Genomic DNA, 16486 nt, shown 5'->3' on the forward strand with positions numbered 1-16486 from the left:
CGCAACGGGAATTTACGGCCACCGCCGTCAGCCGAGCGGGATCTCCTCGCCGATGCCCCGTTCGCGGGCGGCCGCGATGACCAGCGCGGCGGCCGCCGCGTCCTGGACGGCGACACCGACGGACTTGTAGAGCGTGATCCGGTCGGGCGAACGGCGGCCCGGCTTGCTGCCGTTGAGCAGTTCGCCCAGCTCGGCGTGGATGTGGTCGGCGGTGATCACACCGTCGCGGATGGGGAACAGCAGGTCGCTGCTCCCCGCGGGGTACGGCGCGAGGACCGCCCGCCGGGACTCCACGCACACCAGGGCGTCCGCCACGGTGGCGTCGTCGACCTCCCGCCCGCCACGGGTGAAGCCGACGGAGGCGATGTGCGCGCCGGGCGCGAGCCAGGCCCGCCGGACGACCGGGTCGGCGGAGTGGGTGGCGGCGGCCACGAGGTCGGCACCGTCGAGCGCCTCCGCGTAGGTGGGCAGGGCGACCACCTCGGCGTTCAGGGCGGCCCCCAGCTCCTCGGCCAGCACGCCCGCCCTGACCGCGTCGCGCCCGGCCACCCGGATGTGCCGGACGGGCCGCACCCGGCACATGGCGTGGGCGTGCGCCCGGGCCTGCACGCCGGTGCCGAGGACGGCGAGGACGGTGGCGTCGTCGCGGGCGAGGAGCCGCGCCGACAGCGCGGAGGCGGCGGCGGTGCGCGCGGCGGTGATGGCGGTCCCGTCGAGCAGCGCCCGCGGTGCGCCGGTCTCGGGGTCGAACACGGCGATGAGCGCCTGGTGGGTGGGCAGCGGCGTCCCGGTGTTGTGCGGGAAGAGGGTGACCAGCTTGGTCATGAGCGCCCCGGCGGACGGCACGAAGGCGGGCATGGTCGCGAGGAACCCGTCCCGCTCGGGCACCATGGCGGCGGTCCGGTCGGGCATGGAGGCCCGGCCCTCGCTGAGGTCCACCATCGCGGGACCGAGCCCGTCGATCAGCGCGTCCATGTCGAGCAGGGCCTCGACCTGTGAGCGTCCCAGTACCAGCATCCGCCCAGCGTCCGTCACGGTCCCGGTGGCCGCCGGGACGACACGCCCGGGGTGGCCCTAGAACGGCGCCCGCGCCGTCTCCATGAGGCGGATCGTCTCGTCGGCGGGGAGGTGCAGGGCGGCGCCCACGGTGGTGAGGACGTCCCGCTCGGCGGTGGTGTACGCCCCGTCGGCGAGGGCGATACGGGCGCCCTGGAGCAGGATGGACTCCCGGCCGGCGGGCGCGAGGTGCGGGGTGAGCGGCTCCAGTGCCTCGTGCAGCTCGATCGCGAGGGCCGCGCCGCACGGGGTGCCGGTGTCGGCGACGAACCGGCCGGTGTCGGCCTCCAGGGCCTCGATCAGCGCGGTGAGGCTGTCGGCGGTGCAGTCCTCGTATCCGGCGGCGCGGACCGCGGAGACGGCGGTGCGGAGCACCGGGAGCGAGGACACGCCGCCTGCCGCGAGGACGGCGAGGGCCACGGTGTGGACGGCGTCGCGGAGCATCGCGGAGAAGCGGGCGGTGGTGGGGTGGTCCAGCGCGTCGGTGCCGAAGTGTCCTTGGCAGGCGGCGCATTCGACGACCGGTCCGGTGAGACCGCGGGGCAGCAGCGGCACACCGAGGAGGGTCAGGCGCCGACGGCCGGTGCGTCGGCGGTAGTTGCGGTCACCGCCGCAGCCGGGGCAGAAGAACTGGCCGTCGCCGACGGTGTTCCACGAGGTGGAAATGGAGCAGATGCGCACTCTTCGCTCGCGTGATCCTCGTGCTGGCACCACGTCGCACCTCCGAAACGCCTCGGCCACCTTGCCGCGTTGGCGTGATGTTAGCCACATCCGTGATGCCGCGTCAGCACCTCGGCGTGAGATCGCCACGGACATGGCTGAACCCCGCCCTCCGGAAATCCTCCGGGGATCGTCCGGGCAGGGCGGGGTTCCTCGCCCCGGGGTCAGCGGGCGGCGCGGTTCACTGCGGAGATGACGGCCTTCAGCGAGGCGCGGGTGGTGTTGGCGTCGATGCCGATGCCCCACAGCACCTTGCCGTCGATGGCGCATTCGATGTAGGAGGCGGCCTGCGCGGACGCGCCCTCGCTCATCGTGTGCTCCTGGTAGTCCAGCAGCCGCACATCGATGCCGATGGCCTGCAGCGCGGCGAAGAACGCCGAGATCGGGCCGTTGCCGGACCCGGTCAGCACCGTCTCGGCACCGTCGACGACCGCCTCGACGGTCAGCGTGTCCGTGCCGTCCTTGTCGGTCGTGGTCTGACCCGAACGCAGCTGGATACGGCCCCACGGGTTGTCCGGGTTGGGCAGGTACTCGTCCCTGAAGACCGACCAGATCGCCGCCGGCGTCACCTCGCCGCCCTCGGCGTCGGTCTTGGCCTGGATGATCCGCGAGAACTCGATCTGCATCCGGCGCGGCAGGTCCAGCTTGTGGTCGTTCTTCAGCACGTACGCGATCCCGCCCTTGCCGGACTGCGAGTTGACCCGGATGACCGCCTCGTAGGACCGGCCCACATCCTTCGGGTCGATCGGCAGGTACGGCACGGCCCACTCGATGTCGTCGACCGTCCTCCCCTGCTCGGCGGCGGCGGCCTCCATCGCGTCGAAGCCCTTCTTGATGGCGTCCTGGTGGGAGCCGGAGAAAGCGGTGTAGACCAGGTCACCCGCGTACGGATGGCGCGGATGGACCTCCATCCCGTTGCAGTACTCCGAGGTCCGGCGGATCTCGTCGATCTGCGAGAAGTCGATCTGCGGGTCCACCCCCTGCGAGAACAGGTTCATCCCCAGCGTGACCAAATCCACGTTGCCCGTCCGCTCACCCTGCCCGAACAGACAGCCCTCGACACGGTCGGCACCCGCCATCACCGCCAGCTCGGCCGCCGCCACCGCCGTACCCCGGTCGTTGTGCGGATGGGCCGACAGACAGACGAACTCGCGGCGCGACAGGTTGCGCGACATCCACTCGAACCGGTCCGCGTGCGTCGAGGGCGTCGAGCGCTCCACCGTGGCCGGCAGATTCAGGATGATCTCGCGGCCCTCCTCGGGCTGCCAGACATCCATCACCCCCTCGCAGACCTCCAGAGCGAAGTCCAGCTCCGTGTCGGTGAAGATCTCCGGACTGTACTGGTAGCCGAACACCGTCTCATCGCCCAGGATCTTGTCGGCGTACTCCATCACCAGCCGGGTGCCGTCCACCGCGATCTGCCTGACCTGCTCCTTCGAGCCGCGGAACACCACCCGGCGAAAAACCGGCGCGGTCGCGTTGTACAGGTGCACCGTGGCCCGGTGAGCACCGCGCAGCGACTCCACCGTCCGCTCGATCAGCTCCTCACGCGCCTGCGTCAGAACCGAGATCGTCACATCCTCCGGGACCGCGCCCTCCTCGATGATCGAGCGCACGAACGCGAAATCGGTCTCACCCGACGACGGGAAACCGACCTCGATCTCCTTGTAGCCCATGCGGACCAGCAGGTCGAACATCTCACGCTTGCGCGCCGGGCTCATGGGATCGATCAGCGCCTGGTTGCCGTCGCGCAGGTCGGTGGACAGCCAGCGCGGCGCCCTGGTGATGCGCCGGTCCGGCCAGGTCCGGTCGGGAATCTCGACGGCCTCGTACCGGCCGTACTTGTGGATCGGCATCCCGGACGGCTTCTGGGTGTGGGTCGCGTTGGTGATCGGCGTGGGGCGGCCGACGGGCTGGGACATCGCGTAGGGCTCCTCGGTTGTCCTGCACAGGGACGGCCGACTGGGTCGAAGCAGCACCAGACTCCGCGGGGAGGGGGTCGGCCTACGACTACAGGCCCTCGCCGCGGCAGCTAAGAAGAAGCAGCCCGAAACGCATGATGCGGAGAAGCCTAGCCGAGCGGCACCGTGAGTGGAGGTGCCGTTTCAGTATGCGGGATACGGGGCGCCAACCGTCGAACAGTGACCTATCACTCGTTTTCGGGAATCGCCGTCGCAGCCAGTGACACACTGATGACGGACTGCCACATTGCGAGGCATGACAGCCAGCGCTTCCGGGTTCTGCACGATCGTCCCGCCGCACCTCCTCGACCGCCTGTCCCGCGCCTCGGACCCCGTCGTCGCCGCGGCCGCCCGCCGCACCCTCATCACCGACGCCGCGAACCGCACCGCCCGCCGGCTGACCACCGTCGCCGGTGCCGCGGCCGTGCCCCCGGACGCGGACGCGGTCCCCGACAGGCCCACGCGCACGGTCTACGACGCCGGGCACCGGACCGCCCTGCCGGGGAAGAAGGTCCGCGCCGAGGGCGCCGAACCGGCCGGGGACACGACCGTCAACCGCGCGTACGCCGGTCTCGGCGCCACCTTCGAGCTGTTCCGCGACGCCTACGGGCGCGACTCGATCAACGGGTCGGGGCTGCCGCTGGACGCGACCGTCCACTACGGCCGCGACTACAACAACGCCTTCTGGAACGGCGACCGGATGGTCTTCGGCGACGGCGACGGCAGGATCTTCCTCGACTTCACCCTCGCGGTGGACGTCATCGGCCACGAGCTGGCCCACGGGGTCACCCAGTACACCGCGAACCTGGCGTACTTCGGCCAGTCCGGGGCGCTCAACGAGTCGATGTCGGACGTCTTCGGCTCCCTGGTCAAGCAGAAGGCGCTCGGGCAGACCGCCGAGCAGGCCGACTGGCTGATCGGAGCCGGGCTGCTGGCGCCCGGGGTGCAGGGCGTGGCGCTGCGCTCGATGAAGGCCCCGGGGACGGCGTACGACGACGACGTCCTGGGCAAGGACCCCCAGCCGGCGAAGATGGCGGACTACGTGCGCACCGGTTCCGACAACGGCGGCGTGCACATCAACTCCGGCATCCCGAACCACGCCTTCTACCTGTTCGCCAAGGAGCTGGGCGGCAACGCCTGGGAGCGGGCCGGGCGGGTCTGGTACGACGTGCTGACCGGCGGCGGGCTGGCGGTGGACGCGGAGTTCGCCGACTTCTCCCGGCTGACGGTGGCCGCGGCCCGTGAGCGGTTCGGCGCGGGCGGCGCGGAGGTCGACGCGGTGGTGAAGGCATGGTCGACGGTGGGCCTGCCGACGGAGTAGACAGGGCCCATGCGTATTCGGGTCATCCGTACGGGCGGGTTCGCGGGCATCGAGCGGCGGGCCGAGGTGGACACCTCGGGGCTGCTCGACGCCCGCGACTGGCACGCCCTCGCCGAGGCGGCGCTGAAGGACGGGCATGGACAGCGGCCGGGGGGCGTGCCGGACGGGTTCGGCTACGAGATCACGGTGGACGGGCGGACCGTGTACTGCGCCGACCCCGGGCTGACCGGGGAGCAGCGGGAGCTGGTCGCCCGGGTGCTCCGGGAGGGCGCGTGAGCCGCTCCCGGGCCCGGCCGGGCTAGAAGCCCAGCTTGCGCAGCTGCTTGGGATCGCGCTGCCAGTCCTTGGCGACCTTCACGTGCAGGTCGAGGAAGACCGGCGTGCCGAGCAGCGCCTCGATGTGCTTGCGCGACTTGGTGCCGACCTCCTTCAGGCGCTGGCCCTTGGGGCCGATGATGATGCCCTTCTGGCTGGGGCGCTCGATGTAGACGTTGGCGTGGATGTCCAGCAGCGGCTTGTCCGCCGGCCGGTTCTCGCGCGGGATCATCTCCTCGACGACCACGGCGATCGAGTGCGGCAGCTCGTCCCGTACGCCCTCCAGCGCGGCCTCGCGGATCAGCTCGGCGACCATGACCTGCTCCGGCTCGTCCGTGAGGTCGCCCTCCGGGTAGAGCGGCGGGCTCTCGGGCAGCAGCGGGATCAGCAGGTCGGCCACCAGCCGGACCTGCTTGTCGCCGACCGCGGAGACCGGGATGATCTCCTGCCACTCCATGCCCAGTTCCCTGCCGAGCTGGTCGATCGCGATGAGCTGCTCGGCGAGGGTCTTGGAGTCCACCAGGTCGGTCTTGGTGACGATCGCGACCTTGGGGGTCTTCTTGATCTCCGCCAGCTCCTTGGCGATGAACCGGTCGCCGGGGCCGAGCTTCTCGTTGGCGGGCAGACAGAAGCCGATCACGTCGACCTCCGCCCACGTGGTGCGCACGACGTCGTTGAGCCGCTCGCCGAGCAGGGTGCGCGGCTTGTGCAGGCCGGGGGTGTCGACCAGGATCAGCTGCGCGTCCGGGCGGTGCACGATGCCCCGCACGGTGTGCCGGGTCGTCTGCGGCCGGTTGGAGGTGATCGCCACCTTCTGGCCGACCAGAGCGTTCGTGAGGGTGGACTTGCCCGCGTTGGGGCGGCCGACGAAGCAGGCGAAACCGGCCCGGTGGGCGGCTTCGGTTTCTGGGTTACGAGCGCTCATGTCGGCCATTCTCCCCGATGCGGGCACCGCCCACGTACCGCAGCCCCTCCATGAGGTACGTCACGGGGTGCTCCGTCAGGCTCCCGACGCCCGTCGCCGGGCCGCCCAGCCGGCCGCGACCGAGGCGGCGTAGAGGGCGACGACGACCCCCACGACCAGGTCCAGCCAGTCGACCGGCCCGCCCCGTACGAGCGCGACGGCCGCCGGTACGCCGACGGCGAGGCCGATCGCGACCATCAGCACCCCGGCGGCGCCCCGCACCCCTCGCGCCACGTCCGGCCGGTTCCCCTGCATGAGGTCGGCCGCCCCCCACAGCACCAGCAGCAGCGGGAAGGCGTGGTACGGCCGCGGGTCGCCCTCGACGAACCAGTCGGCGACGTTGATGGCGAGGCCGATGGCGCCGACGCCCAGGACGAGCCGGGCGTGCGTCGGCGTCCGGGCCTCCCCCGTGCGCGCCATCAGCCGGCGCTGACGGTGGAGCGCAGCTCGCCGTCGGGCCCGGCCACCAGCACCGGGGTGTCGGGGCCGCCCAGGTCGCGGACGGCGGCGCGGTCCGCGTCCGGGACGGTGCCGGCGTCGGTGACGACGGCCGCCGCCTCCAGCGACTTCGCCCCGCTGGCCACGGCCATCGCCACCGCCGTCCGGAGCGCGCTGAGGTTCAGCGACTCCAGGGCCACGGTCCCGGCGACGTACGTGCGCCCGGTCTCGTCCCGCACGGCCGCGCCCTCGGGCACACCGTTGCGGGCACGGGCGCTGCGCGCCAGCGTGATGATCTTGCGGTCCTCGGGGCCGAGGTCGGTCGTCTCAGTCATGCCCCGAGGATATGTCCGCGATCAGGTTCAGCCCCGGGCGGCCTTGACGAACTTGTCGCCCGCCCGCTGGGCGAGGTCGTCCAGGTCCTTGGCGGCGGCGGGGGTGCCGGGGAGGTAGACCAGCCGGGACACGCCCGTGCCCTGACGGGCCACGACCACGTGGAGGGCGAACTCCATCGCGCCGCCGAGGTCCATGCTGACGCGCACGCCGTGGGACTCCTCGCCGGCCTTGGGGGTGGTCAGCTTCTCCACCTTGAGCTCGGCGGGCACGCCCTCCATGGTCACCTTGAAGCCGGTGCACTTCTCCAGGGCGGGGCCGATGGGCGACACGAAGTCCGCGGCACCCGTGCCCGGGAAGGTCATGATCTGGTGGGTGAGCTGGTTCGCGCCGTTGCCGCCGACGAAGTCCTCGTTGGCGCCGATGGTGGCACCGGCGACCTTGTTCTGCAGGAGGGTCGCGATCGGCTGGCACTCGGGCTTGTCCGCCTTGTAGGCGCTGTCGTCGGCGGGGTTCTTCCCGGCGGTCCAGCCCTTGGGCAGGTCGGCGACCGCGAGGACACCGGCCTTCATCTGCGCGGCGGTCAGCGGGGCCGCGGCCGCCGGCTTGTCGCCGCCCTTGTCCTTGGCCGCGCCGTCACCGCCCTTGTCGGACGAGCCACCGCACGCGGCGGTGAGAGTGAGCGCGGAAATGCTGAGCGCGACGGTGACGCCGCGACGAATGCGAGTACGCATGAGGGTTGTTCTCCCCTGGAGTGAAAGTGCTTGGGGAGCTGTGGTTCCCCCCTCCCCGCCGTGACCGGCCGTGCAGAGGATACCCATCGCAAGATCACAGGAGGGGCACGGACGTGTCCTCACCCTGTGCGCGCGGCAGGTGCCCGTGCCGGGACTACGGGCGGTCCAGGCGGAGGCGGGTGGCCTTCGGCAGGCCCGCGACGACCAGGTCGTAGGAGTCCTCGACCAGCTCGCGGACCAGCCGGGCGGGGAGGCCGGCGACCGAGACGGTGTTCCAGTGGCGCTTGTTCATGTGCCAGCCGGGCACGACGGCCGGGTGCTCGGCGCGCAGCCGGAGCGCGATCTCGGGGTCGCACTTGAGGTTGACCGTGAGCGGCCGGGCGTCCAGGGCGGACAGGGCGAACATCTTGCCCTCGACCTTGAACACCGAGGTCTCCGGGCCGAAGGGGAAGTCCTCCACCGCGCCGTTGAACGTGAGGCAGAACGCCCGCAGTTCGCCCGGGGTCATGCCACCGGCTCCGCGACCACCGTGACGATCTTGTTGCGGCGGCCCGCCGGGGACTCGGCCGTCAGGCGCAGGGCCCGGCCGTCCGGCAGGTCGACGACCGCCGACGCGCCGGCGATCGGGACCCGGCCGAGGGCCTTGGCGAGCAGCCCGCCGACGGTCTCCACGTCCTCGTCGTCGTACTCGTCCAGGCCGAACAGCTCGCCCAGGTCGCCGATGTCGAGCCGGGCGGTCACCCGGAAGCGGCCCTCGCCCAGCTCCTCCACCGGCGGAAGTTCCCGGTCGTACTCGTCGGTGATCTCCCCGACGATCTCCTCCAGGATGTCCTCGATGGTGACGATGCCGGCCGTGCCGCCGTACTCGTCGATGACGACGGCGCAGTGGTTGCGCTCCTGCTGCATCTCCCGGAGCAGGTCGCCGGCGTTCTTCGTGTCGGGCACGAAGGCCGCCGCCCGCATCGCCGTGGAGACGAGGTCGGACTCGGAGTCGCGGTTGATGTGGGTCTTGCGGACGAGGTCCTTCAAGTAGACGATGCCGACGACGTCGTCCTCGTTGTCCCCGGTCACCGGGATGCGGGAGAAGCCGGAGCGCAGCGCCAGCGTCAGGGCCTGGCGGATGGTCTTGTACCGCTCGATGGAGACGAGGTCGGTGCGCGGGACCATCACCTCGCGCACGAGCGTGTCGCCGAGCTCGAAGACGGAGTGGACCATGCGCCGCTCGTCGTCCTCGATGAGGGACTCCTGCTCGGCGAGGTCGACCATGGCCCGCAGTTCCGCCTCGGAGGCGAAGGGGCCCTTGCGGAATCCCTTGCCGGGGGTGAGCGCGTTGCCGATGAGGATCAGCAGCTGCGGTACCGGGCCCATGACGCGGGCCAGCGGCAGCAGGACGTACGCGGCGGCGGTCGCCGTGTTCAGTGGGTGCTGACGGCCGATGGTGCGGGGCGACACGCCGACGGCGACGTACGACACGAGCACCATGACGCCCATCGCGACCAGCAGGGCCGACCACGTCTCGTCGAACTCGTTCAGGCAGACGTAGGTGACCATGACGCCGGCCGCCATCTCACAGGCCACCCGGACCAGCAGCGCCATGTTCAGGTAGCGCGTGGGGTCGGAGGCGACCTGGACCAGCTTGGCGGCGCCGCGCCGCCCGACCCGTACGGCCTCGGCGGCGCGGAAGCCGGAGACGCGGGCCAGGCCCGCCTCCGCGCAGGCCGCGAGCCATGCGACCACGACCAGGGCGACCGCGCCGAGGACCAGCTGCGCGGTCATGAGACGGTCGGCGCCGGGGAGGGACCCGTCAGGCCCTTCTCCGCCCGCCAGCCGTCGACGATCGCCGCCTGGAGGCCGAACATCTCGGCCTTCTCGTCCGGCTCCTCGTGGTCGTACCCGAGCAGGTGCAGCACTCCGTGGACGGTGAGGAGCTGGAGCTCCTCGTCCATGGAGTGCTGCGTCGGGGCGTCCTGCCCCTGCTTGGCGGCGACCTCCGGGCATAGCACGATGTCACCGAGGAGCCCCTGCGGGGGCTCCTCGTCGTCCTTGCTCGGCGGGCGCAGCTCGTCCATGGGGAAGGACATGACGTCCGTGGGGCCCGGCAGGTCCATCCACTGGATGTGCAGCTGCTCCATCGCGTCCGCGTCCACCACGATCACCGAGAGTTCGGAGAGGGGGTGGATGCGCATCCGCGTGAGCGCGTACCGGGCGACGTCGAGGATCGCCTGCTCGTCGACCTCGGTACCGGACTCGTTGTTGACGTCGATCGACATGGTGCTCGTGCGCTCTACTTCCCGTTTTGGTTGTCGTACTTCTCGTACGCGTCGACGATACGGCCGACGAGCTTGTGCCGTACGACGTCCTGCGACGTGAGCGCCGAGAAGTGGACGTCCTCGACCCCCTCCAGGATGTCCCGGACCTGGCGGAGACCGCTCTTGGTGCCGCCCGGCAGGTCGACCTGGGTGACGTCACCGGTGATGACGATCTTGGAGTCGAACCCGAGCCGGGTCAGGAACATCTTCATCTGCTCGGGGTTCGTGTTCTGGGCCTCGTCCAGGATGATGAACGCGTCGTTGAGCGTCCGGCCGCGCATGTACGCCAGGGGCGCGACCTCGATCGTGCCGGCGGCCATCAGGCGCGGGATCGAGTCCGGGTCGAGCATGTCGTGCAGCGCGTCGTACAGCGGCCGCAGGTACGGGTCGATCTTCTCGTAGAGCGTGCCCGGCAGGAAGCCGAGGCGCTCGCCCGCTTCGACGGCCGGCCGGGTCAGGATGATCCGGGTGACCTGCTTGGACTGCAGGGCCTGGACCGCCTTGGCCATCGCCAGGTACGTCTTGCCCGTGCCGGCGGGGCCGATGCCGAACACGACCGTGTGCTTGTCGATGGCGTCGACGTACCGCTTCTGGTTGAGCGTCTTGGGACGGATCGTGCGGCCCCGGCTGGAAAGGATGTTCTGCGTGAGCACTTCGGCGGGGCTCTCCTGCCCCGGCTCCGCCGTGCCGTTCTCGCTCGCCCTGAGCATGGCGATCGAGCGTTCCACCGCGTCCTCCGTCATCGGCTGCCCGGTGCGGAGCACCAGCATCATCTCGTCGAACAGGCGCTGGATCAGCGCGACTTCGCCCGCCGGTCCGACCGCGCTGACCTCATTGCCCCGGACATGGATGTCGGCGGCCGGGAACGCCTCTTCGATCACGCGCAGCAGAGCGTCGCCCGAGCCGAGCACGGTCACCATCGGGTGTTTGGCAGGGACGGTGAAGTGGGCTCGCGCCTGCTGGGTCTGGGCTGTGGGTGTCTGCGTCATGGGCCGGCACTCAGGCCTGCACATACCTCCCGCTGCAGGGTTCTCGCTGCTCGACAACCTCTGGACTTCCAGCGTACGTCGTGGCGCTGACAACCCCGAAGGCTTTTCCCGTACCGGTCGCGGCCCCCGGTCGCGGACCGCGCCGCGGACGCGTACGGGGACCGGTTCCCGGCCGGGTTTCCGTACCCGCCCCTGGCCGTCCTACGCCGAGCGGCCGAAGCCGATCGTGGGCACGGCCCGCCGCAGCGGCCACGGCCTGATGGGGGCGGGAAGCAGCGACTCCAGGAACGCGTACCGGCGCAGGCCCTCCGGGTCCTGGCCGGAGCAGTCCTGGACGTGGCTCCACCAGGCGGCGACCTCCACCCACCCCGGCGCGGACAGCGACCCGCCGAACTCCTGGACCGACAGGGCGGCGGTCAGCCCGGCGAAGGCGAGCCGGTCGGCGAGCGGCCACCCGGCGAGCGTGCCGGTGACGAACCCGGCGACGAAGACGTCCCCGGCGCCGGTCGGGTCGAGGGCGGCGACCTCGATGGCCGGGACCTCGGCGGTCTCACCGGTCGCGCCGTCCACGGCGCAGGCGCCCTCGGAGCCGAGGGTGACGACGGCGAGCGGCACCTTGTCGGCGAGCGCGCGGGCGGCGGCGCGCGGGCAGGAGGTGCGGGTGTAGCGCATCGCCTCCTCGGCGTTGGGCAGGAACGCCTCGCAGTGGTCGAGGTCCGGCAGGGCGGCCAGGTCCCAGTGCCCGGTGTCGTCCCAGCCGGTGTCGGCGAAGATCCGGGTGGACCCGCGGGCGGCATCGGCGACCCACTCCTCGGAGCGGCCGGGCGCCAGGGAGGCGACGGCGGCACGCGCGCGGGGCGGTGAGGCGGGCAGGGAGCCCTCCGGCGGCGGGGCCTCGTGACCGTGCGACACCATGGTGCGTTCGCCCTCGTAGGCCATGGAGACGGTCACCGGGGAGTGCCAGCCGGGCACCGTGCGCGAGCGGGACAGGTCGATGCCCTCGCCCTGCTCCAGGGCGTCCCAGCAGTACTCGCCGTAGTGGTCGTCGCCGAAGGCGGCGGCCAGGGAGGTCCGCAGCCCGAGCCGGGCGAGGGCGGTGGCCATGTTGGCCACCCCGCCGGGGCTGGAGCCCATGCCGCGCGCCCAGGTCTCGGTGCCGCGCACGGGGGCGCTGTCCAGCCCGGTGAAGATGATGTCGAGGAAGACGGTGCCGGTGAGGAAGACGTCGCACTCCGGGTCGGCGGGTGTGCGGAGCGCGTCCAGGGGGTCGATGCCGGCCGTGTGTTGCCGCTGTTGCTGCTGGTGCTGCTCTCCTCGGGATGTGGTCACGGCGGGCTCCCCGGTCGCGGTGCGGATCAGGACAGTGTGCCCGATTCTCGCCGTGGACGACGGGTGCCGACCCGGACGAAACGCCCCTGCATACCCACACTCCCACACGGCAAACGTTTTGTGAGCCGGATCACATCCTTCCACCTTCGCGTACGACCGGCCCGCTTGATACAAATTGGCCCGCGTTCCCGTGCACGTTCCCGTACGACACCGGGCGCTCCTCCCCTCGCCCTCTCCCTGTCCGGGAACGCCCATGTCCTCGCGCCCCCGCGCCCCGTGGCCGCTCGTCGCCCTCTTCACGGCCGGCTACCTCGCCGCGTACCTCCTGCCGACCGTCGTCGGCCGCCTCTCCGCCGGACTCGGCCTCACCCCGGCCCAGTCCGGCCTGGTCGGCTCCGGCCTGCTCCTCGGCTCCGCCGCCGCCGGCTTCACGCTCGCGTCGCGCGTGGACCGCCACGGCCCGCGCCGACTGGCCCGCGCCGGGCTGCTGCTGGCCCTCACGGGCTACGGGTGCGCCGCCCTCGCCTCCGCCGTCCCCCTGGTCGTCGCGGGCGCGGTGGCCGGGGGCTTCGGGTCCGGTACGGCGACGGCGGTCGCCGCGGCCGGGATCGCCGGGCGGCGCGATCCGCACCGGGTCTCCACGCTGGGCCTGCTGTCGGTGTCCGCCACGGCCGGCGCCCTGTACCTGACCCTGCCTCACCTGGGCGGCGGCCACGCGCTGCCGTTCGCCGCGCTCGCGCTCGCCGCCGCCGCCGTGTGGCCGGCCACCGGGCGGCTGGAGGGCGGCCACGACACCGGCGCGGCCCGTGGGCCGGGGGTGCCGCTGCCCCGGCCGGGGGCCGGCCTGGTGCTGGCGGGCGCGATGATGTGCTGGTCGATGGCGCAGAACGCGCTGTGGGGCGTCAGCGGGCGGATCGGGGTCACCCAGGCGGGCCTGAGCGAGGTGACGGTCGGCGCGGTGTTCGCGGTGGCGCTCGGCGCCGGGCTGCTCGGCGTCACGGCGGCCGGGGCGCTCGGCTCCCGGCTCGGGCGGGCGGTGCCGATCGGGGTGGGCACGGTGGTGATCGCCGGCTGCATCGGCGTGAGCTCCGCCGCCGAGGGCCTGGCGTCCTTCGCGGCCGGCGAGGTGCTCTGGAACGCCTGCTATCCGGTCGTCCTGTCGTACCTGATCGGCCTGGCGGCCTCCCTGGACCCGCGCGGACGCTGGGCGGTCCTCGCCGGCTCGGCGTCCTCGCTGGGCGTGGCCTGCGGCCCCGTCGTCGGCAGCGTGCTGTCGGAGCGGGCGGGCTACCCCGGGATGGGCCTGGTGCTGGGCGGCCTGCTGCTGCTGCTCGCCGGCCCGCTGACCGCCGTGGCCCTGCACACCTCGGGCCGCCCGCTGGTGCCGGGCGCGGTCCGGCGCCGGGGCGGCGCCCCCGCGGCCGTCGTCGCGGGCACCACGGGCGCGGCGGCCGGGCTCGCCGCCCCGCAGGTCGGCGCGCCGGAGCAGCCGGTCACCGAGTTCCCCGTGCGCGCCGTGGTGCCCCTGCTGGTGCGCCGCCGCGCCTACCGTCAGGCGGGCCCGTCGGGGCCCCGCTGACCGGGACCGCCGGCCGTTCGCCCCGCCCGGCGCAGGCGTACGCAGGGCGGGGCGAACGGGCGCGCCTGGGGTCTGTCTTCCGGATCAGGCCGGACCCCGCGAGCCCGGCATGATCCGAAAGACGGGCCCTAGTCGAAGGTGTACGCCTCGACCTCGGCGAGGTACCGCGCCCTGCGGTCCTCGTCGTGGTCCAGGAACGACGCCAGGAACGAGTTGCGCGCCAGCTCCCGCAGCTGCTCCTGCCCGATGCCCAGCGCCTCGTGCACGGCGTGGAAGGTGTCGCCGACGTACCCGCCGAAGTACGCCGGGTCGTCGGAGTTCACCGTCACCAGCAGCCCCGCCGCCATCATCGAGGGCAGCGGGTGATCCTCCAGGACGTCGACGGCGCGCAGCCGGACGTTCGACAGCGGGCACAGGGTGAGCGGCACCCGCTCCCGCACCAGCCGCTCCACCAGCTCGCCGTCCTCCATCGCGCGCAGCCCGTGGTCGATCCGCTCGACGCCCAGGACGTCCAGGGCCTCGCGGACGTACGCGGGCGGGCCCTCCTCGCCCGCGTGCGCGACCTTCCGCAGGCCGAGCGCGCCGGCCGCCGCGTACACCTCGGCGAACTTCGACGGCGGGTGCCCCACCTCTGCCGAGTCCAGGCCGACGCCCACGATGTGGTGCAGGTACGGCTCCGCCGCCCGGAGCGTCTCCATGGCCGACTCGGCCGAGCGGTCGCGCAGGAAGCACATGATCAGCTGGGTGGAGACGCCGTGCCGCTCCTCGCTGCGGTCCAGCGCCCGCGCCAGTCCCTCGACGACCGTGCCGAGGGGCACACCGCGCTCGGTGTGCGCCTGCGGGTCGAAGAAGATCTCGGCGTGGCGTACGCCCTGCCGGGCGGCCCGTGCCAGGTAGGCGTCGGCCAGCTCCGTGAAGTCGTCGGCGGTGCGCAACACGGCCATCAGCCCGTAGTACAGGTCCAGGAAGGACTGGAGGTCGCTGAAGAGGTACGCCGCGCGCAGCTCCTCGGTGTCGGCGTACGGCAGGTCGACGCCGTTGCGCGCGGCGAGCGCGAAGGCGAGTTCGGGTTCGAGGGTGCCCTCGATGTGCAGGTGGAGTTCCGCTTTGGGCAGTGCTTCGGGGAGGTGCATGGAGCGTGAGCCTTACTGGCGTTTCGGGAGGGGGACGCGGGCGAGGTCGTGGGCGACGGTCAGCTCGCCGTCGAAGCCGGCCGCCCGCGCCTGCCGGGCGAACAGGTCGGGGTCGCCGTAGCGCTGCGAGAAGTGCGTGAGGACGAGGTGGCGCACGCCGGCCTCGCGGGCCACCGCCGCCGCCTGCCCGGCGGTCAGGTGGCCGTGGTCCTCGGCGAGCACGGCGTCCTCGTCGAGGAACGTCGACTCGATGACCAGCATGTCGCAGCCGTCGGCGAGCACATGGACACCGTCGCACAGCCTGGTGTCCATGACGAAGGCGAACCGCTGGCCGCGCCGGACCTCGCTGACGTCCTCCAGCCGCACCGCGCCCAGCGCGCCCTCGCGCTGGAGACGGCCCACGTCCGGGCCCTTGACGCCGTGCGCGGCGAGCCTCTCGGGGAGCATGCGGACGCCGTCGGGCTCGGTCAGCCGGTAGCCGAACGACTCGACCGGGTGCGAGAGGCGGCGGGCCTCCAGGGTGTACGCGGGGGTCGCGGCGAGCACGCCGTCGTCGGCGACCGGCGCCTCGGTGAGCTTCACCGTCTCGCGGTAGGCCGTCGCGTACCGCAGCCGGTCGAAGAAGCGCTGCCCGCTCGCCGGGTAGTGGGCGGTGACCGGGTGCGGCACCTGGTCGAGGTTGATGCGCTGGATCACCCCGGCGAGACCGAGGGAGTGGTCGCCGTGGAAGTGGGTGACGCAGATGCGGTCGATGTCGTGTGCGGCGACCCCGGCGCGCAGCATCTGGCGCTGGGTGCCCTCGCCCGGGTCGAAGAGGATGCCCTCGCCGTCCCAGCGCAGGAGGTAGCCGTTGTGGTTGCGGTGTCGGGTGGGCACCTGGCTCGCGGTGCCCAGCACGACGAACTCTCGTACGGACATGGCCCCGTGACTATCCGGGAGGCCAGTTCAGGCCGCGTCCGCCGAGCACGTGGGCGTGCGCGTGCCAGACGGTCTGCCCGGCACCGGAGCCGGTGTTGAAGACGACGCGGTAGCCGATGCCGTCGACCTTCTCGTCCGCGGCGACCCGGCCCGCCTCGCGCAGCACGTCCGCGGCGATCTCCGGCGCCCCCTCGGCGAGGGACGCGGCGTCCGGGTAGTGCGCCTTGGGGATGACCAGGACGTGCGTGGGCGCCTGCGGGTTGATGTCGCGGAAGGCGACGGTCGTCTCCGACTCGCGCACGATGGTGGCCGGGACCTCCCCCGCCACGATCTTGCAGAACAGGCAGTCGCTCTGCGTCTCTCCGGCCATGTCCTGGTCCTTTCTGT

At 72.4% G+C, this 16486-nt stretch carries 18 protein-coding genes; 3 read left to right on the plus strand and 15 right to left on the minus strand.

From position 1 onward, the window contains the following. Window positions 1–27: 27 nt before the first annotated feature. From IE109_RS15135 to leuA, 3 genes are all read right to left on the minus strand, one after another. On the minus strand, window positions 28–1017 hold the full coding sequence (locus IE109_RS15135; RefSeq protein WP_189551397.1) for an ornithine cyclodeaminase family protein: 990 nt from the start codon (window positions 1015–1017) through the stop codon (window positions 28–30). Between the two features lie 57 nt (window positions 1018–1074). Then, the gene (locus IE109_RS15140) at window positions 1075–1770 is read right to left on the minus strand and encodes a TerB family tellurite resistance protein (RefSeq protein ID WP_229891076.1); all 696 of its coding nucleotides are present in this window, start codon (window positions 1768–1770) and stop codon (window positions 1075–1077) included. Window positions 1771–1940: 170 nt separating this feature from the next. Further along, window positions 1941–3698 carry a 2-isopropylmalate synthase gene (gene leuA, locus IE109_RS15145; RefSeq protein ID WP_189551399.1) on the minus strand — a complete coding sequence of 586 codons (1758 nt, stop codon included), beginning with the start codon at window positions 3696–3698 and terminating at the stop codon, window positions 1941–1943. 295 nt (window positions 3699–3993) lie between these two features. Here leuA and IE109_RS15150 point away from each other — a divergent pair, with 295 nt between their 5' ends. Next, on the plus strand, window positions 3994–5058 hold the full coding sequence (locus IE109_RS15150) for a M4 family metallopeptidase (protein WP_189551400.1): 1065 nt from the start codon (window positions 3994–3996) through the stop codon (window positions 5056–5058). 9 nt (window positions 5059–5067) lie between these two features. Next, window positions 5068–5334 (plus strand): protealysin inhibitor emfourin, encoded by a 267-nt coding sequence (locus tag IE109_RS15155; protein WP_189551401.1) that lies wholly within the window; start codon window positions 5068–5070, stop codon window positions 5332–5334. Window positions 5335–5356: 22 nt separating this feature from the next. Here the strand turns inward: IE109_RS15155 and era are convergent, their stop codons facing one another. The 9 genes from era to IE109_RS15200 form a co-directional block, all read right to left on the minus strand. Further along, the gene (gene era / locus IE109_RS15160; protein WP_373297710.1) at window positions 5357–6307 is read right to left on the minus strand and encodes a GTPase Era; all 951 of its coding nucleotides are present in this window, start codon (window positions 6305–6307) and stop codon (window positions 5357–5359) included. 66 nt (window positions 6308–6373) lie between these two features. After that, window positions 6374–6757, minus strand: coding sequence for a hypothetical protein (locus IE109_RS15165; RefSeq protein WP_189551403.1), 384 nt, complete (start codon window positions 6755–6757; stop codon window positions 6374–6376). Then, window positions 6757–7110, minus strand: coding sequence for a cytidine deaminase-like protein (locus IE109_RS15170; protein WP_189551404.1), 354 nt, complete (start codon window positions 7108–7110; stop codon window positions 6757–6759). The genes IE109_RS15165 and IE109_RS15170 overlap by 1 nt, the downstream gene beginning before the upstream one ends. A 27-nt stretch (window positions 7111–7137) precedes the next feature. Beyond that, complete coding sequence (locus IE109_RS15175; RefSeq protein WP_189551405.1) at window positions 7138–7842, minus strand: hypothetical protein; 705 nt, start codon at window positions 7840–7842, stop codon at window positions 7138–7140. Between the two features lie 154 nt (window positions 7843–7996). Beyond that, complete coding sequence (locus IE109_RS15180; RefSeq protein ID WP_189551406.1) at window positions 7997–8350, minus strand: MmcQ/YjbR family DNA-binding protein; 354 nt, start codon at window positions 8348–8350, stop codon at window positions 7997–7999. Next, entirely contained in the window at window positions 8347–9618 is a 1272-nt protein-coding gene (locus tag IE109_RS15185) for a hemolysin family protein (protein ID WP_189551407.1), read from the minus strand. Before IE109_RS15185 ends, IE109_RS15180 begins: the two co-directional genes overlap by 4 nt. Next, entirely contained in the window at window positions 9615–10112 is a 498-nt protein-coding gene (gene ybeY / locus IE109_RS15190; protein WP_189551408.1) for an rRNA maturation RNase YbeY, read from the minus strand. Before ybeY ends, IE109_RS15185 begins: the two co-directional genes overlap by 4 nt. A 14-nt stretch (window positions 10113–10126) precedes the next feature. After that, window positions 10127–11140 carry a PhoH family protein gene (locus tag IE109_RS15195; protein ID WP_189551409.1) on the minus strand — a complete coding sequence of 338 codons (1014 nt, stop codon included), beginning with the start codon at window positions 11138–11140 and terminating at the stop codon, window positions 10127–10129. A 201-nt stretch (window positions 11141–11341) separates the two neighbouring features. After that, window positions 11342–12469 (minus strand): carbohydrate kinase family protein, encoded by a 1128-nt coding sequence (locus IE109_RS15200; RefSeq protein ID WP_189551410.1) that lies wholly within the window; start codon window positions 12467–12469, stop codon window positions 11342–11344. A gap of 253 nt (window positions 12470–12722) precedes the next feature. Between IE109_RS15200 and IE109_RS15205 the strand changes: the two genes are divergently transcribed. Beyond that, window positions 12723–14048, plus strand: a complete 1326-nt coding sequence (locus IE109_RS15205; protein ID WP_189551411.1) for an MFS transporter — start codon at window positions 12723–12725, stop codon at window positions 14046–14048. 128 nt (window positions 14049–14176) lie between these two features. Here IE109_RS15205 and IE109_RS15210 read toward each other — a convergent pair whose 3' ends face one another. From IE109_RS15210 to IE109_RS15220, 3 genes are read right to left on the minus strand one after another with little or no spacing between them, the layout of a single operon-like run. Then, on the minus strand, window positions 14177–15181 hold the full coding sequence (locus IE109_RS15210) for an adenosine deaminase (RefSeq protein WP_189551412.1): 1005 nt from the start codon (window positions 15179–15181) through the stop codon (window positions 14177–14179). Between the two features lie 12 nt (window positions 15182–15193). Beyond that, window positions 15194–16099 carry a ribonuclease Z gene (locus IE109_RS15215; RefSeq protein ID WP_189551413.1) on the minus strand — a complete coding sequence of 302 codons (906 nt, stop codon included), beginning with the start codon at window positions 16097–16099 and terminating at the stop codon, window positions 15194–15196. A 10-nt stretch (window positions 16100–16109) separates the two neighbouring features. Beyond that, complete coding sequence (locus IE109_RS15220; RefSeq protein ID WP_189551414.1) at window positions 16110–16469, minus strand: histidine triad nucleotide-binding protein; 360 nt, start codon at window positions 16467–16469, stop codon at window positions 16110–16112. Window positions 16470–16486: the final 17 nt, after the last annotated feature.

The sequence above is a fragment of the Streptomyces lavendofoliae genome (assembly GCF_014649735.1).
GTDB classification, from domain to species: domain Bacteria; phylum Actinomycetota; class Actinomycetes; order Streptomycetales; family Streptomycetaceae; genus Streptomyces; species Streptomyces lavendofoliae.